At 56.0% G+C, this 21,916-nt stretch carries 17 protein-coding genes and 2 tRNA genes; 12 read left to right on the forward strand and 7 right to left on the reverse strand.

Going from position 1 to position 21,916, the window contains the following annotated elements; translation table 11 throughout:
- Window positions 1-133: 133 nt before the first annotated feature.
- Window positions 134-1,909, forward strand: coding sequence for a pilus assembly protein N-terminal domain-containing protein (locus tag ABD971_RS27425; RefSeq protein ID WP_345326985.1), 1,776 nt, complete (start codon window positions 134-136; stop codon window positions 1,907-1,909).
- Window positions 1,910-1,997: 88 nt separating this feature from the next.
- Window positions 1,998-3,296 (forward strand): hypothetical protein, encoded by a 1,299-nt coding sequence (locus ABD971_RS27430; RefSeq protein WP_345326986.1) that lies wholly within the window; start codon window positions 1,998-2,000, stop codon window positions 3,294-3,296.
- Between the two features lie 58 nt (window positions 3,297-3,354).
- Here the strand turns inward: ABD971_RS27430 and ABD971_RS27435 are convergent, their stop codons facing one another.
- Window positions 3,355-3,750 carry a GYF domain-containing protein gene (locus ABD971_RS27435; protein ID WP_339937365.1) on the reverse strand — a complete coding sequence of 132 codons (396 nt, stop codon included), beginning with the start codon at window positions 3,748-3,750 and terminating at the stop codon, window positions 3,355-3,357.
- A 476-nt stretch (window positions 3,751-4,226) separates the two neighbouring features.
- Between ABD971_RS27435 and nrdR the strand changes: the two genes are divergently transcribed.
- Both nrdR and ABD971_RS27445 read left to right on the forward strand, forming a co-directional pair.
- Window positions 4,227-4,697, forward strand: coding sequence for a transcriptional regulator NrdR (gene nrdR / locus ABD971_RS27440; protein WP_339937366.1), 471 nt, complete (start codon window positions 4,227-4,229; stop codon window positions 4,695-4,697).
- Window positions 4,698-4,951: 254 nt separating this feature from the next.
- The gene (locus ABD971_RS27445) at window positions 4,952-5,635 is read left to right on the forward strand and encodes a glycine zipper domain-containing protein (protein WP_339937367.1); all 684 of its coding nucleotides are present in this window, start codon (window positions 4,952-4,954) and stop codon (window positions 5,633-5,635) included.
- A gap of 118 nt (window positions 5,636-5,753) precedes the next feature.
- Here the strand turns inward: ABD971_RS27445 and ABD971_RS27450 are convergent, their stop codons facing one another.
- Window positions 5,754-6,728: a dihydrodipicolinate synthase family protein gene (locus ABD971_RS27450; protein WP_339937368.1), complete on the reverse strand. Its 975-nt coding sequence runs from the start codon at window positions 6,726-6,728 to the stop codon at window positions 5,754-5,756.
- 25 nt (window positions 6,729-6,753) lie between these two features.
- The gene (locus tag ABD971_RS27455; RefSeq protein WP_339937369.1) at window positions 6,754-9,237 is read right to left on the reverse strand and encodes a sodium-translocating pyrophosphatase; all 2,484 of its coding nucleotides are present in this window, start codon (window positions 9,235-9,237) and stop codon (window positions 6,754-6,756) included.
- A 319-nt stretch (window positions 9,238-9,556) separates the two neighbouring features.
- Between ABD971_RS27455 and ABD971_RS27460 the strand changes: the two genes are divergently transcribed.
- From ABD971_RS27460 to ABD971_RS27490, 7 genes are all read left to right on the forward strand, one after another.
- A complete protein-coding gene (locus ABD971_RS27460) occupies window positions 9,557-10,000 on the forward strand; it encodes a flagellar hook assembly protein FlgD (protein WP_339937370.1) in 444 nt (147 codons plus the stop codon).
- Between the two features lie 85 nt (window positions 10,001-10,085).
- A complete protein-coding gene (locus tag ABD971_RS27465; protein WP_339937371.1) occupies window positions 10,086-12,524 on the forward strand; it encodes a flagellar hook-basal body complex protein in 2,439 nt (812 codons plus the stop codon).
- A 232-nt stretch (window positions 12,525-12,756) separates the two neighbouring features.
- The gene (proS, locus tag ABD971_RS27470; protein WP_345326987.1) at window positions 12,757-14,271 is read left to right on the forward strand and encodes a proline--tRNA ligase; all 1,515 of its coding nucleotides are present in this window, start codon (window positions 12,757-12,759) and stop codon (window positions 14,269-14,271) included.
- An 11-nt stretch (window positions 14,272-14,282) separates the two neighbouring features.
- On the forward strand, window positions 14,283-14,618 hold the full coding sequence (locus ABD971_RS27475) for a hypothetical protein (protein ID WP_345326988.1): 336 nt from the start codon (window positions 14,283-14,285) through the stop codon (window positions 14,616-14,618).
- Between the two features lie 582 nt (window positions 14,619-15,200).
- Window positions 15,201-16,619 (forward strand): ammonium transporter, encoded by a 1,419-nt coding sequence (locus tag ABD971_RS27480; RefSeq protein WP_425571382.1) that lies wholly within the window; start codon window positions 15,201-15,203, stop codon window positions 16,617-16,619.
- Window positions 16,620-17,009: 390 nt separating this feature from the next.
- Entirely contained in the window at window positions 17,010-17,348 is a 339-nt protein-coding gene (locus ABD971_RS27485) for a P-II family nitrogen regulator (RefSeq protein ID WP_339937375.1), read from the forward strand.
- 69 nt (window positions 17,349-17,417) lie between these two features.
- A complete protein-coding gene (locus ABD971_RS27490; protein WP_345326989.1) occupies window positions 17,418-17,960 on the forward strand; it encodes a type 1 glutamine amidotransferase domain-containing protein in 543 nt (180 codons plus the stop codon).
- A gap of 59 nt (window positions 17,961-18,019) precedes the next feature.
- Here ABD971_RS27490 and ABD971_RS27495 read toward each other — a convergent pair whose 3' ends face one another.
- The 3 genes from ABD971_RS27495 to ABD971_RS27505 all read right to left on the reverse strand — a co-directional run bounded on the left by ABD971_RS27495 (window position 18,020) and on the right by ABD971_RS27505 (window position 18,857).
- On the reverse strand, window positions 18,020-18,403 hold the full coding sequence (locus ABD971_RS27495) for a group I truncated hemoglobin (protein ID WP_345326990.1): 384 nt from the start codon (window positions 18,401-18,403) through the stop codon (window positions 18,020-18,022).
- Window positions 18,404-18,573: 170 nt separating this feature from the next.
- Window positions 18,574-18,646 (reverse strand) — tRNA-Lys (locus tag ABD971_RS27500).
- A 122-nt stretch (window positions 18,647-18,768) separates the two neighbouring features.
- Window positions 18,769-18,857, reverse strand: a tRNA-Ser gene (locus ABD971_RS27505).
- 289 nt (window positions 18,858-19,146) lie between these two features.
- Between ABD971_RS27505 and ABD971_RS27510 the strand changes: the two genes are divergently transcribed.
- Complete coding sequence (locus tag ABD971_RS27510; RefSeq protein WP_345326991.1) at window positions 19,147-20,295, forward strand: FAD:protein FMN transferase; 1,149 nt, start codon at window positions 19,147-19,149, stop codon at window positions 20,293-20,295.
- Between the two features lie 100 nt (window positions 20,296-20,395).
- On the opposite strand, the gene ABD971_RS27515 is transcribed toward ABD971_RS27510, so the two are convergent.
- Complete coding sequence (locus ABD971_RS27515) at window positions 20,396-21,808, reverse strand: outer membrane protein assembly factor BamB family protein (RefSeq protein ID WP_345326992.1); 1,413 nt, start codon at window positions 21,806-21,808, stop codon at window positions 20,396-20,398.
- Between the last annotated feature and the right edge of the window lie 108 nt (window positions 21,809-21,916).

Consider the following 21,916-nt stretch of genomic DNA (forward strand, 5'->3'; position numbering starts at 1 on the left):
TCAACTCGTTCGGACGCAAGGATGCGGCATGCGTGACAATAGAACAATCTCGAAGAATCGACGACGGACCCGAGCACGGGCCGCTCTCAGCTTGCTCGTCATCGCAGCAAGCTCGTCATTTATTGCTCCATCAATGGTCTTCGCCAGCGAACCGGCGATGTTGGAAACTGCGGCAACTCGCTTCCCAATGATGCCACCGTTGCCGCTGCAAACGATCCAGCAAACGGGGCATTACCCACAAGCGGGTCAACAAAACACAGCCGCTCAGCCCGGAGTCCGCGCCAATCCCTTCTTTGACAACGAAGAGGTGAGCAAGTCGGATTCGCCGATCCAATTGGCATCCGGCGATGACCAACCCGCGATTCGGCTCAAACCGATCGGCGCTGCGATTGGACTGCAACCGATTGGAAGTCCAAAGATCGTGCGTCCCTCGGGCGCGGCAATGACGATCGAAAAGCCGCCTGCCGCTGCGGTCCGGACCAACCCGTTGATCGGTTCGTCGCATCACGTAAACGGTGACCTTGTCGAAGCCGTCGTCGCCACCCCGGTGGAACCGTCAATGACTTCGGCACCTGTCGCTGCGGCACCTGTCGCTGCGGCACCTGTCGCTTCGGCAAATCGCCCTACGGTATCGTCCGCCGATGCTTCGGCCACCGCACCGTCGATGGTGATTTCAATGGTGACGCCGCCCGTAATCGACGCGGAGAACGCATTTCAGCAAAACACATCGCTTGAACAAGACGATTCGACATTGCAACCGATCGAGTTTGCTGCGGTTCCTCAGGGCGAACCCACCGCAAACCCCGACAGCAGCGACGTCGAACTCGTTTCCGATTCGGAGCCCGTTTTCTTCTCGTTCTCGGATGACAGCGAAGGATTGTCCACGACCGACAATGCGACCGCCGAACCCGGCATCGAGATGAATCACGATGCGATGGTGCCCGAGGCGATGGTTTCCGAGGCTATCGCCCCAGAGGTGTTGCCGACCGAGCCGATGGCAGCTGAACCGATGGCAGCCGAGCCAGCACGAATGGAAGCGGTAGCGAACCTTCCTGAAAGCGAGGCTAGCGTCGACGAAATCGCAACGGAACTTCCTGCTCCTGTCTCGATCGTCGATCCTGCCGAGCAGCGGTTCCCGGCGGTCACTTTACAACCGTTAAGCGATGTTGCCACGTCGCCAGCGGAGTTGATGGACCTGTCGGACCGTGACACGCTGCAGCGCCGCAGTCCCTCGATCAACTTGGCGCCCGAGATCAACCAGCGAGCAGCACAAGCTCGCAAACCAGCCAAACGATATCGTCCACCGGTTGCAGTGGAATCTCCGCCACTTGGATTCGAGCGTCTTACCGAGCACACATCCCTTGGCATGGTGCAACCGGTGAGTCCACCGATGCTAAACGGAGCTCAGGGCGATACACCCGAGAACGAGTTCGCGGGGAAGGTCTCGCAACCGGCCGGCAGCCCGATTCCACTTTACATGACCCAAGCTCAGGTCCGTTCGCTGACCATTGGTGGCGAACTTCGACGCGTCAGCATCGAAGACCAAAACGTGTGTCGTGCGATTGCCTCGGGCAGCAACGAATTGAAGTTAATCGGAGCGGGACGAGGCGTTACCCGGCTGGTCGTGTGGGCAGATGGAACCCCCGACGCTCCGTCAAGAGTCCAACATTTTGATGTGCATGTACAAGACGCAGTAGAAGCAACCGGCGACACGATCGGTGACAAAGCAGAGCTGCTCACGCGAACGATTCAACAATCGTTTCCCGACAGCCGCGTGCGAGTCAAAACCGAGGGTGACCACTTGGTCATAAGCGGATCGTGTACAAGCGAGGAAACCGCAACGAAGATCCTTCGTATGGTTCGCAAGACTTGTTTAATTCCTGTGCATGACGAACTGAAGGTTCGCTAGTTTGCACTGCCCATTACTTTCCCGTCATTCAAACCGGTCAATACCCAGCGGTGCACTCCAAGGCACTAAGAGTCTACGAGGTTCGATCATGAAGATCCATTCGATACTAAAACACTTCAGTAGCACAGCCGTCCGCAATTTAGCGGTTTGTGGACTGCTCGCCGGCACGTTGACCGCATCGGACGTCTACGCAGACCCGGGTTTGCGAAGCGTGTTTGATCGCCCTGCGGCATCCACATCCGGGGCGGCTCCGAAATCATTCATTCACGGCGACCAAGCATTCCGAGTCGTGAACGCTTCGGGGTACCAAAGCGGTGCGGGATCCAATCAAGTCGCGACCGTCGGGCATCTGCCCGAATCGGCGGCCGAGGGCTCGGTGATCCAAACCAGCTGCCATTCGTGTGGCACAAGCTGTGGTGGAGCTTGCGGATCAAGCTACGGTGGTGGCTACGGTGGCGGCTTTGCTGGCGGCTACGGTGACTACTCTGCGATGAACCTTAACGGCGAATACGGCAGCTGCGGCGTCGCTTGCAAACCGTACTGGTACATCCGCGGCGAAGCGGTTTACATGGAACTCAATTCGAGCGACCGCTCGACCTTCAGCCGCAACTTTGCCCTGGATGAATTCGATTTCGAGTTCGCTCCGCGGATCACCGTCGGCTCAGTTCCCGATTGTGTCCACGGCTGGGAAGCGAGCTTTGTCGGACCGCTGGAATGGGACATGGCAGCCAGTTTGGCCAACCCTGCAGGGGGAATTAACACACTGCTCGCACCAGGCGCTCCGATCGTTGCCGCCGACCTGAGCACATTCAATGACTCGGTGTTTCAGTCTCAAGATTACCACGCCGAGTACTGGAGCTTCGAAGCGAACAAGACGCTCGTCGGCTGGGAAGTTGCCAAGATCCTCTTCGGAGCTCGCTACATCGACTATGACGAACTGTACAACTACAACAGTCAGGATGCCGGGGGTAACCGAGGACTGCTGCGTAGCGATGTCGAGAACTCGCTGTTTGGTCTGCAGGTGGGCATGGACCTGTTGTATCCCGTATCCTGCCATGGCTCGATCGACTTCCGTGGTCGTGCCGGCGGCTACTTGAACTTTGCCGAATCTGACACACGATTGTTCAACGCAGGAAGCACGGTAGTGGCCGCTATCGACGAAGACACCGAGCTTGCCGGAGTGTTCGAAGTCGGTGCCGGATACAGCTACGCTCTCGGCGAGATGCTGACGCTGCGTGCTGGATTCGAGGTCTGGTACATCGCAGGCTTAGCCACAGCAACCGATCAAATCAGCCCCGTGGTCACGACCAACTTCGGTCGCAGCATCCAAATGGACGACGACATCTTCGTCACCGGTTTGACAGGCAGTGCCCAGTTCAAATTCTAAGTCGTTGCCGATGACTTCCCATCGCAGGTGGGGCTGACACGACCGCAAAACCGCGATGCTACGCTTCTCCCTCATCGGGACGGCGTAGCATTTTGCGTTTCAGCCAACTCTGGACCGAGCGACCTGGTTGGTCTGGTAAGCGTGTGCCATTGGAAATCGTATTTTCGGTAATACGGGTTTTCGCCTTCCGTATCTCTCGACCGCAATGCGAACACATCACCGGCGGTTCGGTAACGGGGTGATTACATTGCGGACAAAAATATTCGATCGTTGGACGCATCGCCGCCTCGAACAATCCACCGACTTCGGCCGCATGAAACCAAGCCGAATTATCCTTGCGGATCAGCGTGTCCGGTTTGACGTCGCCGCTACGAACCTTCTTCAACAGATCACTTGGCCGCAACGGGCCAAGGTCTTCGGGCGCATTCAGCTGTTGGATATACCACTCGGCCACGCCAAGGTACCTCTTACCACGACAAAATTACCACCACTAGAAACGTTTGACGCGGAGCTCCATTGTCGTTGGTTTGCCAAAACGTCAATGCCAAAACGCGATGGAGGGCCGACTCTAGGCAGGCTCTCGGATCACGCTCGGTTGCTCCCTTGAAACGCAATTAAGATTGTATCGCGTCGGAATGAGCTGAGCGACAGCCCCTTTGAGAATCGCGGACGTCGGTTCCACCCCCAAAGTCTTCGCGAATCCGTCGTCCTCCCACTTTCGCGATGCATTTCCTGTTGGGCGATGCATTCTCTCATTCTCGACTCTTGTGCTGCACCGCGATTGCGGGTGACTCGAGCGGGTAGCCAGGGCAAAATCGATGTTCTCGCTGTTTTGCGGCTTCTCTGTGGCCTGCAAGCCCTTGCGACACTGCCCCCTGGTTTCCGATACTATGGAATCACTGCCCCCCATTTATTGAAACTGATTGACGCATGCGTTGTCCTTACTGCCACGTCGATAACGACCGAGTTCTTGACACCCGAGCCGCCGAAGGGGGCTACATCGTGCGGCGAAAACGGGTCTGTTCGTCGTGCCAGCGACGCTTCTCGACATTGGAAAAACTCGAACAATTGAACGTTCGGGTCGTCAAAAGCGATCAAACCCGTGAACCCCTGGACCGCGAAAAGATTCGCCGAGGCATTGAACGCGCCTGTTCCAAACGCCCCATCCAAAGCTCCAAAATTGAGCAGGTCGTGCAAACAATCGAAGCCGACATTTACGAGTCGTTCGATTCCGAAGTCACCGCGACTCAGATCGGCGACATTGTGCTGAAACATTTGGCATCGCTGGACCAGGTGGCCTTTATCCGCTTTGCCAGCGTTTATCGCGAATTTGATGGCGCCAATGATTTTATTCGTGCGATCTCCAACATCGGCGGTCATACCCCGGATCCGCCCCGCTAAGAATCACGCATTTGTGACCCCTCGGCGGATGTTTTGCGGGCGAGCGGCATCCGACACCGAAAAAATTGGCATTGATCCCAAACCGCTTCACAAATTATTAGATAGTCTCAAATCCCGCTTAAAGTCGGTTCGATAATAGATGCGTGGAATCGTCATCTCGGTTCGAATCGGCATTTGAACCATTCACACCCAGTCAGCTGACCGCTTCCACACTCCCGCTTTTTAAGGCGGTCGGCAATGCAAGGATGCTATTCATGATTTCAAAACCAAGCTTTCGCTGGTGGATTATCAGCACGATCGCCATTTGTTTGCCCAGTGTTGGGTACGGCCAAGCAGGCACTCAGCGTGGTGCCACGTTGGGCGGGTTGGCCGGAGCGGTCGCCGGCGGTTTGATCGGAGACCACAACGGCGAAGCGGGTGCGGGCGCCGCCATCGGGGGTGTCGTTGGCGCTGTCACCGGAGGATTGCTTGGCAACGCTGCGGATAAAGAACGCCAATACCAGCAGCAGCAACAATACTACCAAACGCAACAACAGTACTATCAAGCCCAGCAAGCCAACACCGCGGCGACCCAAGCGGCGGTTTCGATCGCCGACGTCGTTTCGATGAGCCGCAGCGGACTGAGCGACAACGTGATCGCGAACCAGATCAGCCAACGTGGCGTGCAACAAAAACTGCAAGTCGCCGACATCATCGCATTGCACCAACAAGGCGTTAGCGAGACGGTGATCTCAGCGATGCAACATGCCCCGACGGGTATCCAACAATCCGCTCGCGTTGCCGCGCCGACCGTCATCACTCAACCTGTCGTTCGCCAACCGGTGATCGTTCAAGAACCGATCATCGTTCCGGCCTATCGACCTCGTTATTACTACCACCACGATCACCACTACCACCACCATCCACGTCATCATGGCGGCATCCATATCGGATTCTAAACAGGTGATGTCATAGTGGTGCGGCACAAGCCGCCCGGTAGAATTCGACATTTTTGCGAGCTGCTATCGCGCTGCTCGCGTTGTGCCGCGAACATGGCCCAGGCCGCGAACAAGGTCACTACAACTGCTGGATCACCCGCTGAACAATTTGCTCGATCGTCTCGGATGGCAACACGTTTTGCAGTCCCGACTCGGTCACTCCGGCCACCAAGGCATCAATCTCATGCTGAGCTTGGGCAATCGTTTCGCGTTGTTGTTGAGAAATGGGAACCCGTCCGGGGCCCAAATCCCAACCACGTGATCGTGCTCCGGCTCGAAAGCCTTCGGGAAACTCGCCCAGACCGAGCATCGCGTCAAACAGCGTCAGCAGCTGATACTGCAACCGCATCGCTTCATTGATATTCCCCGCCTGCACAGTACGGTGAATCGCGCGAGTCAACTCGGGCACGACGCCGCTCGATGCATTGGTGCCTCCATCGGCACCGGCGATCAACATCGGCACGAGTGCGGCGTCCCAGCCGGTTAAGAAACAAAAGTCTTCACGCTGCGGGCGGATTGCGGCAATCATTCGCATCATCTGAGGCAGGTCCCCCGAACTGTCCTTGATTCCGATGACTCGAGGGCACTCCTCTGCCAAGCGGATGATCGTGGGTAGATCGATCGGCGATGCGAACATTGGAATGTTATAGAGCGTGACATCCACCGAAACGGTGTCCGCGATTTCTTTAAAGTAGGCGTACACCCCTTCAGCGCTGAGACGGTAATAGAAGGGGGCAACAATCGCCACCGCACGAACTCCCATTTCGCCATAGGCGTCACAGGCGGCGATCGTTTCTTTGACGTTTGCCTCGGCGGCCCCCGCCAAAATCGGCACGCGGCCAGCGGTGTGATCAACGACCACTCGGATGATCCGGCGTCGTTCTTCGGGAGTAAAACGAACAAACTCGCCGGTGCTGCCGTTGGGGTAGAGCCCATCGACACCACGTTCAATCAGCCAATCGATATACTCGCACAAGCGGTCTTCATCGACGCGTCCCCGTGAGTCGACCGGAGTGATGTGCGGAGTCAAAATCCCAGAGATTCGATTGGTCATGGTTTATCGCGGTTTGAACGTTTGCTTAGAAAATTCCCATCGCAACAAGCGAGTAGCGAACGACTAAGCCTGCAACGACAACGCTCACCATACTCATTAACTTGATCAGAATATTCAAGCTGGGACCGCTGGTATCCTTAAAAGGATCTCCTACCGTATCCCCTACAACCGCTGCTTTGTGAGCATTACTCCCTTTTCCACCGTGATTTCCTGCCTCAATATATTTTTTTGCGTTGTCCCACGATCCGCCGCTGTTGGCCATAAAGACCGCCAAACAAAACCCGCTGGTCAAACATCCGACCAACAATCCCAACACACCACCGACGCCGAGAACGACGCCGACGACGATTGGCATCAACAAACCAAGCAAACTCGGCAAAATCATTTCTCGCTGCGCCGCCTTGGTGCTGATATTGACTGGCGTCTCGTAATCCGGTTTGACCGAGCCATCCAAAATCCCGGGATTGGCTTCGAATTGGCGACGCACTTCGATCACCATCCCTTGCGCGGCGCGGCCCACCGATTTCATGGTCATCGCACAAAACATAAATGTGCTCATCGCGCCCAAGAACACACCGACCAAGACACGAGGATTCATCAGCGTCGCATCGTAGAAGATCAAAAAATCTTTCAGGTTGGCGCTGCGTACCGAGACGATCGAGGCTCCGATCGAATCGACTCGGCCAAAATGCTTCTCGCCTGGTAAAGCCACCGTGGCGGAATCGAGTTTGGGGTCGGTCGCTTTTCGCCACGCTTTGACCTCTTCGCCCTTATCGATCGACGGATTCAGAACCAGGAACACCTCCGATTCATCCCCCGTTTTTTCGACAAGCAAATCTGGCGTGATTCGATACACGCCATCGCTGGTAACATCTTCGTGGTGAACGTATTCATCACCCCAGCGGACCATGCCATCACGAACCCCTTCGACGTACGCAGCCAATAACGCAAGTGCGGTCAACGCAGCCGAACCGATCGCAAACCCTTTGCCGGTGGCCGCCGTGGTGTTGCCAAGACTATCCAGTGCATCGGTGCGTTCACGAACCACGTCTTCGAGTCCCGACATCTCGGCGTTGCCCCCCGCATTGTCGGCGATCGGGCCATACGCATCGGTCGCCAATGTGATCCCCAGCGTGCTTAGCATCCCCACCGCGGCAATACCGACGCCGTACAACCCCAATGAAAAACAATTCAAATCGTTGAACGAACCTCCATTGGCAAACCCAAACGACAACAACATCGCCGCGCAAACAATCACCACAGGCACCCAGGTGCTGAGCATCCCGTCGGCAATCCCACAAATGATAATCGTTGCGGGGCCGGTCTCGGCTTGCTTCGCCAATTTCCGCGTCGCAGAGTATTCATCGCTGGTGACTCGTTCGGTCCATTGACCGATCCCCCATCCTGCAACAAGACCGACGATAATACTGACGGCGATGCCGGGAATGACTCCAAAGATCAACGTCCCCGGCACCGGTGGCATCAACCAGACGGAGAGTACCACCGCGGCAATCATCACCAGCAACGAGGATCGGTTGATCCCTTTTCCAAGCGCCTTGAGCAGTGCTTTCTGAGTCGGCTCTTCGCCGGTTTTGACCGCATAGATCCCGGCAATGGAAAGGAGAATCCCCACGCCTGCGATCGCCAGCGGCAACAACATCGCTTGCAGCTGAGCGGTGGTCACATCATAACCTTCGGGCAATCCACGACTCGATTGAAATGCCGCCACCCCGAGCGCCGACGCAGCCAAGATCGATCCGCAATAAGATTCGTACAAGTCGGCGCCCATTCCCGCGACGTCACCGACATTGTCACCGACATTATCGGCAATCGTGGCGGGATTGCGTGGCGAGTCCTCTTTCAAACTCTGTTCCACTTTGCCAACCAAGTCCGCTCCGACATCCGCGGCCTTGGTAAAGATGCCGCCGCCCACACGGGCGAACAACGCCTGAGCACTCGCTCCCATTCCAAACGACAGCATCGCGACCGAAATCTGTTGCAAACTCATCGCGTAGGCTTCGTCGATCAGCGGCAGCAACCAATACAACAGCGCGAACCAAAAACATATGTAGATCAGCCCCATCCCCACCACGATCAATCCCATCACGGCGCCACTGCGAAACGCGATCTGTAACCCATCGTTAAGCGACCGCTGGGCACCGGCGGCGGTGCGGCTGCTGGCGTAGGTCGCGGTCTTCATTCCGAACCAACCGCACAGCCCGCTGAAAAATCCGCCCATCAAAAAGGCAATCGGTACAAATGCGTTTTGTACCCGCAACACAAAAGCCGCCACTGCTAGCAAAAGAGCCACGAAGACAAAAACAATGGCGACCCATTTGTATTGCTGTTTCAGATAAGCGTTGGCGCCCTGGCGAACACTTTGGGCAATCTCTTGCATCAATGCGTTGCCTTCGTCCGCCCCCATCATTTCCCGATAGAAGCGGTAAGCCCAAACCAATGCCAAGATTGAAGATCCGCAGGCAATCAACCAAACCACCAAGGCCAACATATTTTCATTCCTTTAATCTTGAAAATGGATCAGGCTGAAAGAAACGGCAAACACGCTAATTCTCTTCGATTGCAGCCGTGCTCTCTGAGGCTATTCGATGACCAACCGCAACGCAACGGTGGGCACAGCATCCGTGCAGGCCAAAAGGGGAAGAATATGTTCCTGTACAGCCAAAACCAGTCTGATCGAGTGATTCGAAGCTAACTCTGCCCCCCAAAAAAGATTGCTCTCGCCAACTCAGGCGGCTAAATCGTACAACCGACCTCCCGACCGGGAGTCACCCGCGTCGCTAAATTCGTCCGCATCAAGGGTTTCGACCATGTCGCAAATCAGCCAAACCGGCACCGCCAGCTTCACCGCGCAAGAAACGGCGGGACAAACAGGCACCAATGACAGCTTTTCGTCGGTCGATACCGACAGTTTCATGAAGTTGCTCATCAGCGAACTGCAGAACCAAGACCCGCTTAATCCGACCGACAACGCGGAAATGATCCAGCAAATCAGTCAGATTCGAGAAATCGGAGCGACGGATCAGCTGACTCAAACGCTATCAAATCTTTCGAACAGCCAAGAACTTGTGACCGCCAGCGGGCTGATCGGACGCACCGTGCAGGGGCTTGCGGACGATGCCAGCCCCGTGGATGGGGTAGTCGATCGCATCACTGTGGAAACAAGTGACGATAACAATTCACGTTCTGTCAAAGTTCACGTGGGTGAAAAGACGATGGAGATTAAGAACATACGAGAAATTCAGACTGGGTAGAGTTTGACGATTACGAAAGCGGCAATTCCGCTGCTCTCGAAATCGACTTTTTCCTATCCGGCCACGCGGATAGGAACATAAGTCGATGGGATTAACCTCAGCACTGACCACCGCCCTCACGGGACTTTCAGCTTCCGAAACACAGATCGATGTGATCGGAAACAACCTGGCGAACTCGCAAACCGTCGGTTTCAAGTCGTCCGAGGCGGTCTTTGCGACGCAGTTCCTGCAAACATTGTCGCTCGGCGGGGGGCCCACGGCCGATAACGGCGGCACCAACCCTCGCCAAATCGGACTTGGGGTTCAAGTCGCGGAAATCGCGGCAAACCATAACCAAGGCACGATCGAAATCAGCAGCAGTCCCTCGGATCTGGCGATCCAAGGCGACGGCTTCTTTATCGTCGAGGGAGCGTCTGGGGAACAGCTCTACACCCGAAACGGCATCTTTAAGCTCAACAGCAGTGCCGAGCTGGTGAATTCAACCGGTCAGCGGTTGCTCGGTTACGGCGTCGACGAACAATTTCGTCTGCAGGAATCCGAACTCGTTCCGATGACGGTCCCGCTGGGGACCGAGAGTGTCGCCAAAGCGACCGAGAATGTTTCCTTTGAAGGCACGTTGACGCCCGAAGGTGAAATTGCGACCCAAGGCCAAATCATTCAGAGTCTGCAGCTTGGCGACGCCAAAGTGCCTCGCGCCGACGGCAGCAGCGTCGTCATTGAAAGCGCCCCCCTTTCGGATCAAACCGACATCTCGGTCGACAAAAGTGGCGTGGGCACGTTAGCTGCCGGTACCTACAAATACCGGGTCGCGTTGGTCGACAGCCAAGGCAACGAAGCGGCTCCGAGTGGAAACATTAGTGTCACCGTGGGATCGGGAGGCCGCGTCGACTTAGGCAATCTTCCTGCCGACCCCAACGGAGGCGATTACCCCACGGTCAACATTTATCGCACCGGTCCCAACGGCGAGGAATTTTTCCGTCTCGGATCAGCTGCCGCAGGTGCGAGTTTTAGCGATACCGGTGCCACACCGCTGTCGTCCAATGCGCTGGACACCGACACGTTGACGGGCAACTACACCTACATGATCACCTATGGTCGCGCGGGTGAACCGGAAACGCGTCCCAGCGTGATGATCGGACCACAAAACATCGTAGCGGGACGGATTTCGCTGTCGGATTTTCCCACGCCGCCAACGCCGTCGATCACCGACGGATTTCCGAACTACAACGAAATCAAAATCTACCGCAACCTGTCGAATGACCAAAACAATTTCTATTTGGTCGACACCGTCGCGCCGGGTGAAACCTATACCGATGGAAAATCGGACGCTGAAATCTCGGACTTGACCGTCGCTGGCAATAAGACGCTCGACATGGACGGCCCCAAGATCAATGCCGGGACGCTGTTAACGGATGTGCTCAAACGTGACGGCGTGACCTACGAAAAAGCGTTTCAATTGGGAACGCTCAGCTACAGTGGCCGCAAAGGGGGCCGCGCGCTGGGTACCAAAGATTTCGAGATCAACGAAACGACCACGCTCCAAGATTTCATCGACTTTATCGAAGATTCGTCGGGGATCCAAACGGTCCAAGTGGATGCCCAAAATCCGATTCCTCAATCGGAAAATCACTTGCCCGGTCAAACCGGAACGATTTCCGCCGGCGGTTATATTCAAGACGGCAAGATTGAATTTGTCAGCAACAATGGCGAATCCAACGCGTTGGACATCGACCTGTCGGGGTTCCGTATCGTCGGCCGCGATGGCAACGTCACGACGCCTAACTTGGCCTTTGGAACGGTCCAAGAAGCCACGGGGCAGAGCGCGGTCAGCGACTTTGTCGTCTATGACTCGCTAGGGGTTCCGATCAACGTTCGCATGTCCACGACGTTGGAAAGTCGCACGAACGAGCAAACCATTTATCGTTGGTACGCCGACAGCAGCGGCAATCAAACCAATGGCGGCACCGATATCGCCGTCGGCACCGGGTTGATCAAATTCGACGGCAACGGCAACTTTATCAACGCCACCAACGACAAAATTGCGATCGCCCGCGAGGGGACTCCGAGTGTCTCGCCTCTGCAAATCAAAGTCGACTTTGGCCGTGTCTCGGGACTCGCGACCGAAAACTCGACACTCGCGGCAACGCAGCAAGACGGCAGCGGCCCGGGCGTTCTGAACAGTTTCGCGATCGGCGAAGACGGCACGATCCGAGGTGTTTTCAGCAACGGTATCTCGCGTGACCTCGGCAAAATTCAACTCGCTCGCTTCGCTAACCCTGCTGGTTTGGAAGCTCGTGGGCTGAACCTGTATGCTCAAGGGGTGAACACCGGTCTTCCCGTTCAAGGGGGCCCTGGGCAAAACGGGATCGGCAGCGTCATCGGCGGTGCGTTGGAACTGAGCAACACTGACATCGGCAAAGACTTGATCGCCTTGGTGTTGGCCAGCACCCAATACCGAGGTAACAGCCGGGTGATCACCACGAGCCAACAATTGCTTGACGAGCTGCTGAATCTGCGACGATAGCGTTCCGCGGGCACAGATCCCATCGCGTGCATTTTTCGCATGTATGTTCCGTCATGTCTGTTCCGTATGGTGAAGATCGTCGGGGTCTAGCCAAATCCGCTAAAGCCCCCACAATCTGCGTTTTCGCAGCGGAGCGTCTGTTTCCGCCTGCCCGCCTCGTTTTGACTGCCCGTGTGGTGTTGCCTGTTCCTGGTTCCACGCGTCTCCATTCCCTTAACTTCCTCGTGATCCCATGGCCAAAGCACCTCAGACCGCCATCCAACCGACTCGTGCGGACGACTATCCCGAGTGGTACCAACAGGTGATCCGCGCCGCCGACTTGGCCGAAAATTCGCCTGTTCGTGGATGTATGGTGATCAAGCCGTGGGGTTATCGATTATGGGAAAACATGCAACGGGCATTGGACGATATGTTCAAGGCCACGGGGCATCAAAATGCCTATTTTCCGCTGTTGATCCCGATGAGCTTCCTTGAAAAGGAAGCCGAGCACGTCGAGGGATTTGCCAAGGAGTGTGCCGTCGTCACGCACCACCGGCTCGAACCCGATCCGGCGGGTGGATTGCGTCCCGCCGGCAAACTCGAAGAACCGCTAATCATTCGTCCCACCAGCGAAACGATTATCGGGGCGACGTATGCCAAGTGGGTGCAGAGCTACCGTGACCTGCCGATCTTGATCAACCAATGGGCCAACGTGATGCGTTGGGAGATGCGGACGCGGATGTTCTTGCGGACCGCCGAATTTTTGTGGCAAGAAGGACACACCGTTCACGCGACATCCGCCGAAGCGATCGAAGAAACCGAGCGAATGATCGATGTGTACGCCGACTTTGCCGAAAATTGGATGGCAATGCCCGTCATCATCGGCAGCAAAACGCCGGCCGAACGCTTCCCCGGTGCCGTCGATACGCTGACAATCGAAGCCATGATGCAGGATCGCAAAGCTCTGCAGGCGGGCACCAGCCACTTCCTGGGTCAAAATTTCTCGAAGGCCCAAGAGATTGTGTTCCAATCCGAAGCAGGCGAGCGAGAGTTTGCTTGGACCACCAGCTGGGGCGTCTCGACGCGGCTGGTCGGCGCGTTAATCATGACTCACAGCGACGACGACGGATTCGTGCTGCCACCACGCTTGGCACCCGCCCAAGTCGTGATCTTGCCCATCTATCGCGATGCCGATCAGCGAGCTGAGGTGATGCAGTACGTCGAAACATTGCGAAACGAATTGATGGCTCAATCGTACGCCGGTATGCCCATCCGCGTCGAAGTCGATGACCGAGACGTCCGCGGGGGCGAAAAGAAATGGCACCATGTCAAACGAGGTGTGCCGCTGCGTGTGGAAGTCGGGCCCAAAGACATCGAAAAAGATTCGGTCTTTCTGGGACGCCGCGATCAACCCAAGAGCATCGGGTTACCCCGCTCAGAATTCATTGCCACGATTGCGACAATTCTCGGCGAAATGCAGCAAAACTTGTTCGACCGCGCCCTTAAGCTGCGGCAAGACAACACCGTCACGATCGACAACGAAGCCGATTTCCGAGCCTTCTTTACGCCCAAAAACGAAGAGCAACCCGAGATCCATGGCGGCTTTGCCAGCTGCTATTTCGCGGACGAAGCCTCGATTGACGCGCTGCTCAAAGAGCTGAAAGTCACAATCCGCTGCATCCCCCGCGACCAAGACGCAGCCAGCGGCGTGTGCTTTGCCACTGGCCGTCCAGCCACGCAAAAAGCGATCTTCGCGAAGGCTTACTAAAACACAGCAGCATGCATGCTGATGGTTTTATTGTCACGCGGTCAGCAACGCGTTCGTCGCGGCAAGCATCCGCGGTTGGCGTTTTGCCAACCGCTCGGGGTTCCGCTCTTCTATCGCCGCGTCTCTCTGACAACGGTTTCATCGCCAGTTTCCGGTTTCTGCGATACCGAAAATTGAATCTTCGCGACGCGAATTCTCGCGTCGTCCGCCCCCACGCCTCAGCCGCCGCAGATTCGCTGCACAGCGGGCGTGATGCTCAGCGACGCCCCCGCAACGAAGACAGCAACCATCCACGCTCGGGCGAGCGTAGCGGCAAGAACGCAAACGCCGTAATTCGCCCCCTCTAAATGCTGCACTGCGTTGCGTAAGGGCGCTAGCCTGGGCCGGCTGAATAGTGACGAAACCGTGGCTAGCGCCAAAACGGCTAACAATGCCCCCAATGCCATCGGCGTTGACGGTAAACGGGCAGCTAAATGGGAAGCATCGCCCGCGATTCCGGTAACCGAAACGGACGGCACTCTTCTGCACAAAATACAGGCACCTCAATTTCAAGATGCCTGTCTCGTTAGCTCGCACGATCTTCGTGCCTGTCTAACCCGGGCGACACGAAAATTAAAAAATAAACTTAAGTCCTTTAACCACAGTATCTTGCGACAGGAAAAGAACCAAGACCAAAGCATTTGGCCCACCCCATGCTAAGTCACTCCGTCACCAAGAAAGCACTCCCACTTTCTCAGCGATTGAATTTTCATCATTGAAACGAGTGAAGTGGAGCGGAGTGATTTCCTGTCATCTATGGCCCGCGAGTGATTGGCACGACCGGGCGTCATCTGATCACCGGTTTAATGATTCAAGGTTTACAGAAAGAAGGCGGATTTATGTTCTACGGTTTACGGACGCCGATGCTATCGGCATTAGTTCTATTTGGCATGTTGTTGGGGAGCGGCATCGCGCTCGCGCCGGTCGCTTCAGCTCAGGATGAGTCTGCGGCGGTTATGGAAATTGCGGAAACGGTCGGTGCGGGCGACGCCGCGGCCCCCAGCGAAGAAGTGGTAGTAGAAGAGGCCGACTTGGGTGTCGGTTACGCACTGGACAACTTTGTGTTGTTCATCTGTGCGGTCTTGGTTTTGTTCATGCAAGCTGGCTTCGCGATGGTCGAAGCGGGGCTGAACTCGGCCAAGAACACCGTCAACATTCTCTACAAGAATTTGATGGACTTGGCAGTCGGAGCCTTGTTGTTCTTCGCATTCGGCTTCTCGATCATGTATGCGGGCAGCTATGTTTCGGAGCCCAACGCTTACTTCAACGTGCCTCATTACGGCATCTATGATTCGGCAGCCGATCGTACCTTCAGCCCTCAAGTGGACTGGTTCTTTCAAGCCGTATTCGCCGCAACCGCAGCCACGATCGTTTCGGGTGCCGTTGCAGGACGTATGAAATTTGTTGCCTACTTGGCTTACAGTGCTCTATTGACCGGCCTGATCTATCCGATCAGCGGTTTCTGGAAATGGGGCGGCGGATGGTTGATGCAGTTCGGTGAATTGACCGCCGATGGATACAGCATGGGCTTCCAAGACTTCGCCGGCTCGGCTGTCGTCCACATGGTCGGTGGCTTCGCAGGCCTTGCCGGTGCAATTGTCCTCGGCCCTCGCTTGGGACGCTTCACCTCCGATGGCAAATCGGTACCCCTTCCTGGTCACAACATTACATTCGCTGCACTCGGCGTGTTCATCCTGTGGGTCGGTTGGTATGGGTTTAACCCCGGCAGCCAGCTCGCTTTCCAAGGAACGGGCGACATTGACGCGACTGTTTTGATCGCCGTGAACACCACGCTTGCAGCTGCAGCCGGTGTTGTCGTGGCAACCCTGATTAGCTGGGCCTTGTTTGGTCACCCCGATTTGACCATGAGCCTCAATGGAGCTCTGGGTGGACTTGTCGGTATCACCGCTTGCTGTGACTGCTTCACCAACGGATGGTCGATTGTCGTCGGTGCCGTTGCCGGTGGATTGGTTGTATTCGGTGTGATGCTGTTGGACAAATTGAAGATTGACGATCCCGTCGGTGCATGGCCCGTCCACGGACTGTGTGGCATGTGGGGGTGCTTGGCAATCGGCCTGCTGCCCAACACTCACCTGGACGGTGGCAGCACCTCGCTGATGATTCAATCGGTTGGCGTTGTGGCTTATGCGATCTGGGCATTCGTCACCATGTTCGGATTGTTCCTGGTCCTGAAGGCCGTTGGAATGTTGCGAGTATCGCCTGAAGAAGAAAAAGCGGGTCTGGATGTTTCCGAGCACGGCATGCACGCCTACCCCTCGGATTCATACAGTGCAGGCGTCACCGCCTAACGCTGAGAAAAAATGAAGGCTGAGGAAAAAGCCTTTGATAGAAGCTACCTACCGCAGCTCCGCCGTTGCACGAGATGGATTCTCTCACTGCAACGGCGGGGCAGCCCGGTAAGGCGGAAAAACCAAGCTGATTTTTTTGGCTCCTCACGGAGTCAGAATGAGCCCCAACGGCCCGCGGCGAGTGTCCGCCTCACTCGCCCGGGTCGGGGTTTCGCTCACAAGTCTCGCGATTCACGTCGCGAGGCTTTTTTTATGCACTTTTCGAATCGGGGACGCCCTACGCCCTCGCTGGTTGTCGCCGTACAATGCCGTTATCGTGTCTGTTTGCTCATGATTCCGAGTCGCCACTGGGAATCACTCGCCTTCCTCCTTTCTTGATCGTGCTTAACCGTGAAGCTGATTATCGCCATTATCCAGCCGAGTCGGCTTGAAGCCGTCAAAGAAGCCCTGACCAAAGTCGAGGTGTTTCGTTTGACCGTGATGGATTGCCAAGGGTTTGGACGGCAAAAAGGCCAAACCGGAGTCTATCGAGGACACGAATTCAGTGTGAATCTGCTGCGGAAAGTCCAGCTGCAAATCGCGGTAAACGAAGAGTTCGTCAAACCCACCGTCGACGCGATTCTCGAAGGAGGCCATACCGGCGAAATTGGCGACGGCAAGATCTTTGTCCTGCCGATGGACGACTGCGTCCGCATCCGCACCGGAGAACGCGGCAGCGAAGCGATCTAAGATCCGTGTCGATTTTTCCATAGCCGCTCGCTGCTTCCCCAACCGCATCACCGTTAAAGAGATCTCTTCATGGCAAATAACGACTCCCCGCTTTCCGGCCAACGCATCCTGATCCTGGTCGGCGAAATTTACGAAGACCTCGAACTGTGGTACCCGAAACTGCGGCTTGAAGAAGCGGGGGCCACCACCACCATTGCCGGCCCTGCAGCCCAGCAACACTACAACGGCAAACATGGCTATCCCTGCACCAGCGACGCAGCGATCGCCGACATGGCCGCTGACGATTTCGACGCATTGATTGTGCCTGGCGGGTTCATGCCCGACAAACTGCGGCGTGATCCCGTGTTACTGCAACTGGTACGCGATTTTGATGCGGCTAAGAAGCCGATTGCCGCGATCTGCCACGGCGGCTGGATCACGATTTCCGCAGGCGTCTATCGTGGCGTTCGCGTGACAGGGTCACCAGGAATCAAAGACGATCTAGTAAACGCCGGAGCCACCTACGAGGACGAAGCGGTCGTCGTCGATGGGCATCACATCAGCAGCCGCCGCCCCGACGACCTTCCCGAATTCTGTCGCGCGATCATCCAAATGATGAGCAGCCAAAGCTAAGCCGGTCAAAGCTAAGCAGGCCAAAACGAAGCCAGCAAGTTTGCGAACTGCTGATGGAATCAGCCGTCGACGTTCGAGTCGCCGGTGATCTTGTCTTTGTAAGTTGCTAATTGACCGAGCGCTTGATCCACATCCACTTCCTTCGCACCGTGGGCTCTCGCCGCCTCCGCAAAGTGAGTGCAGAACAAGGCAAAGTGGGCCGCGTGGATCCCACGATTGTGATGAATCGCAGTCAACTCGGCACCGGTGTAGTTGACCGGGCCTTGAAAGGCCGACGCTAAGAATTCGTACTGCATCTTACGCAGCCGATCGGCCTGTACGTGCTTAAAGAACGGCGCGAGCTGAGGGTCATTGAAGATACGCTCATACATATCTTGGACGATCGCGGAGAGCGCGTCGGCTCCCCCCATTCGATCAAACAATTCGGGCGAATCATGATTCATCGAAGCGAAGCCTTGCGTGTGGCGGTGTACAGAACGGCTGTAGCATACTTCTTATAACCAAAGCCGCCAAGACTTTCGCCGCCCGTTCTTCGAGCACGCTCTGAATGCGCAAAAGAAAACCCGGTGTCCTGATTGGGGACACCGGGTTACTTTCTTCTCGCGAAGACAAGTGAGGGCGCTGGGACTCGAACCCAGGACCAACGGATTAAAAGTCCGTTGCTCTACCGACTGAGCTACGCCCTCTGATTTTCTGTGGCAGGAAAAACCAACCGAACCGAAAATCACCTGACTTTGGAAATACCGAATAAAAAACCCAAGAGCAACCAAGTTTTTCTTGGTTTGATGCTTTTGGGTCTTCATCTAAGCGGAGCGGACAGGATTCGAACCTGCGGACCCAGTTTCCCGGATCACCGATTTAGCAAACCGGCGCTTTCGACCACTCAGCCACCGCTCCCTATTCGCTTTGCTTCGCTAAACTTCAGTCAAGCAAGCCAGATTGTGCTGAATCCGCTCCGAAAACGCAACCCACGCTTGGCCGATGTTGGCAAGGCTTTTTTTCAGCCGCTGCAAAAACGTTAAGAACCGCATATTCTCCGTATTTACCAGCAATTGACGGGCTCGACGCCGCTAGCGACTGACCAATAGACAACTGGATCGGTTCGAAGTTCACTACGAGCTGAAAAAAAATCTCTAACTTTTCGTATTCATTTCTCGCCCCGCTCCTCCCAACACCGACCCTTTGGATGACCCCGCCCCCCTCTTCCTCGGACGAACAGCCCAGCGAGCTCAGCCAGTCACGCGAGCCCAGCAAGTCACGCGACACGGACCAAGCGATTCGGTCCGCCCCAGCGGACGCCTATTCGATTTGCCAAATCACTCGCAAGGCAATGGCTACCGAATTTGTGATTCTATTGCCCAGCCAGGAAGCCTCCGCCCCCTCACCCGATCCTTCCGTCGACTCGGACCAGCAACGCGAGCACGACGGTCGTCCTGGTAAGGCGGTCGAAGCCGCAGTCGAAGCCGCCGACCTGCTCGAAGGGATCGAAGCGGATCTGACGATCTATCGCCCCACGAGTGAGATTTCGCGAATCAATCTGCTGGCCAGTGAAACCGCCGTCTCGGTTTCTCCCCCCACGTTTGCGTTGATACAGCGAGCCGTGCACTGGGGCGAACAAACCGGCGGAGCGTTCGATATCACCGCCGCCCCACTGGTCGAAGCTTGGGGGTTTACTCAACGCAGCGGCAAAAAACCCTCGGCCGACGAGATTGAATCGGCACGTCGTGTGGTCGGCTACCAACATCTCCAACTCGACCCGACCAATCGTACCGTCGGCTTTGCCGTCCCCGGCATGGCGATCAATCTTGGGGGCATCGGCAAAGGAGATGCGTTAGACCGATTGGCAAAGCATTTGCAAAACCGAGGCGTCCACGACTTTTTGATCCACGGCGGCAATAGCAGCGTGATCGCCAGCGGCGACCAAACCCCCGGCAGCGGGCTAGGGTGGGCTGTCGGACTCGCCCATCCCACAAAATCGAATCGGCGATTGGCCGGCATCTGGCTTCGCAACCAAGCACTTGCGACCAGCGGCTCAGGCAAACAATTCTTTCATCATCAGGGACGCCGCTACGGGCATGTGATCGATCCTCGTACGGGCTACCCCGCAGGTGACTTGTTGTCATTGACATTGTTGATGGACAATGCGACCGATGCAGATGCCTTTGCGACAGGCTTGTTCGTTTCAGGTTCCGATGTCGTCCGCCAGCAGTTTCAACAAAACAAAGTGGCCGCCGCGATGATGGTCCACCGAGGCAAGAAACAAGATTCCGCCAAGATTGAAACGCTGGGCAAATTTCACTGGATCGATCCACCGGACCCAAGCGATCGCGTCTGAACTGCAAGCATGTCGGAACTAGAATCGCGTCCCAGCAAAGTGCGTGATGCCCCCAAGAGCGATCAACGCCGTTGGCAGCGATCAACGACGATCCGTACGGTCAACGCAACTCGAAACAAACCACCCGTTCATCTCCTCGCACCAACATCCGATTGCCAACCACAATCGGTGCCGACCAACAGGGGTAACGAATCGGCGGGACAGCGGCATTGTCTTGATCGGCATTGTCGTGATCGGCATCGCCTTCATCGAGTCGCCACTCGTTCACCAATTCGAACTTCTCAGAGTTTGCTTTAACGACTTGCAGCGTGCCACGTTCCTCTAACACGAGCATCACATCGCCAACGCGAGTTGCCGAGGCGCGAGTGCGACGTGGGTCGCTCCATTTCACTTCGCCCGTATCCCACTGGATACAGCGGAAGTCGCTATCGGGAGCGTTTCGGCCACTGCATCCGTACAAAAATCCATCGATCAATACGGGCGTAGCCCAGTGTGACCGCATCGCCTGACTGCGGCGATCAAACGGAGGGTCTTTCCACACCGCTTCAGCTTTCTGATCCGTCACGCTCAGTAGCACGCTGCCGATCTGGTAACACTCACTGATAAAGACTTGATTCGCATCAACCACCGGGGTCATCGCAATCGCACTTTCGAGGATGTCGGCGCGATGCGAATATTTCCAAAGCACTTTGCCAAGCTTAGGGTCCACGCACCATAGGTTGTCGCGGGCATAAGCAAGCACTCGAGTTTGCCCGTCGATTTGCATCGTTCTCGGACTGCTGTAACTCGCTAAATCATCACCACACTTCCACCGTTCCTTTCCTGTCGCTTTGTCAAACGCAACCAAGGCGGAACCATTTGGCGACACTCGATCTAATCGGCCCGGCGCGATTGACGCGTCTTCGGCAGGGCTTCCGCCTACCATCACGATGACCAAATCATCAACCAGCAGCGGCGACGATCCGACACCAAAAAAGTTCTGAACCACGCCATACTTTTTGTTTGTATCGACCACCCAGCGGACTTGATGCTTGCTGCGATCTCGGCAAACAAGTTCGCCAGCGACACCGAACGTGAACACATATTGCGAATCAAGTGTCGGGGTAGAACGGGGACCACTTTCGTAACCGTACATATCGCGGTATTGGAGCGGCCGTGCGTCTTGCCACTTCACTTTACCGGTGTTCAGGTCGATGCAACGAAGTCGTTCTTGCGGACCGGATTCCGTTGATTCGGCATCGAACTGAAAATATTCATCACCCCAAACCGAACCGAGTCCATAACCTTCGCCTACTTCCAACGACCACACGAAACGAGGTTTCTCGGACCAATCGAACGTTTGCTTGGTCGCCGCGCTGCCGTCGAAATCCTCGCCTAACAAACGAGGCCAACGCAACGCCGATTCGGGGGTGACCGCATCCTCGCCCGCAGCCGCCACCGGTATCGCAAAGCCTGCCATGCCAAAGGCGATCAGAAAGAGAATCCCAACTTGACAACGCGCAACAAAAGCCATTCAAACGTCTCCGGGTGGTACTTCGATAAATCAATGCGGAACGAGTCGCACTCAACTTACGTCAGGTTTGTTTGGATTACCAACGTAGGCAAAAAAACTTTCCTGCTG

Origin of the sequence: Novipirellula rosea (assembly GCF_039541335.1) — a bacterium.
Lineage (GTDB): Bacteria > Planctomycetota > Planctomycetia > Pirellulales > Pirellulaceae > Novipirellula > Novipirellula rosea.

Coding starts and splice junctions, on each gene's coding strand:
- ABD971_RS27455 (WP_339937369.1), bottom strand. CDS start 9,237: ATGTTGGCCTTGGTGGTTTGGTTGATTGCCTGCGGATCTTCAATCTTG.
- ABD971_RS27510 (WP_345326991.1), top strand. CDS start 19,147: ATGACCCCGCCCCCCTCTTCCTCGGACGAACAGCCCAGCGAGCTCAGC.
- ABD971_RS27425 (WP_345326985.1), top strand. CDS start 134: ATGGTCTTCGCCAGCGAACCGGCGATGTTGGAAACTGCGGCAACTCGC.
- ABD971_RS27495 (WP_345326990.1), bottom strand. CDS start 18,403: ATGAATCATGATTCGCCCGAATTGTTTGATCGAATGGGGGGAGCCGAC.
- ABD971_RS27490 (WP_345326989.1), top strand. CDS start 17,418: ATGGCAAATAACGACTCCCCGCTTTCCGGCCAACGCATCCTGATCCTG.
- ABD971_RS27480 (WP_425571382.1), top strand. CDS start 15,201: ATGTTGTTGGGGAGCGGCATCGCGCTCGCGCCGGTCGCTTCAGCTCAG.
- ABD971_RS27445 (WP_339937367.1), top strand. CDS start 4,952: ATGATTTCAAAACCAAGCTTTCGCTGGTGGATTATCAGCACGATCGCC.
- ABD971_RS27515 (WP_345326992.1), bottom strand. CDS start 21,808: ATGGCTTTTGTTGCGCGTTGTCAAGTTGGGATTCTCTTTCTGATCGCC.
- ABD971_RS27475 (WP_345326988.1), top strand. CDS start 14,283: ATGCATGCTGATGGTTTTATTGTCACGCGGTCAGCAACGCGTTCGTCG.
- proS (WP_345326987.1), top strand. CDS start 12,757: ATGGCCAAAGCACCTCAGACCGCCATCCAACCGACTCGTGCGGACGAC.
- ABD971_RS27460 (WP_339937370.1), top strand. CDS start 9,557: ATGTCGCAAATCAGCCAAACCGGCACCGCCAGCTTCACCGCGCAAGAA.
- ABD971_RS27450 (WP_339937368.1), bottom strand. CDS start 6,728: ATGACCAATCGAATCTCTGGGATTTTGACTCCGCACATCACTCCGGTC.
- ABD971_RS27430 (WP_345326986.1), top strand. CDS start 1,998: ATGAAGATCCATTCGATACTAAAACACTTCAGTAGCACAGCCGTCCGC.
- nrdR (WP_339937366.1), top strand. CDS start 4,227: ATGCGTTGTCCTTACTGCCACGTCGATAACGACCGAGTTCTTGACACC.
- ABD971_RS27465 (WP_339937371.1), top strand. CDS start 10,086: ATGGGATTAACCTCAGCACTGACCACCGCCCTCACGGGACTTTCAGCT.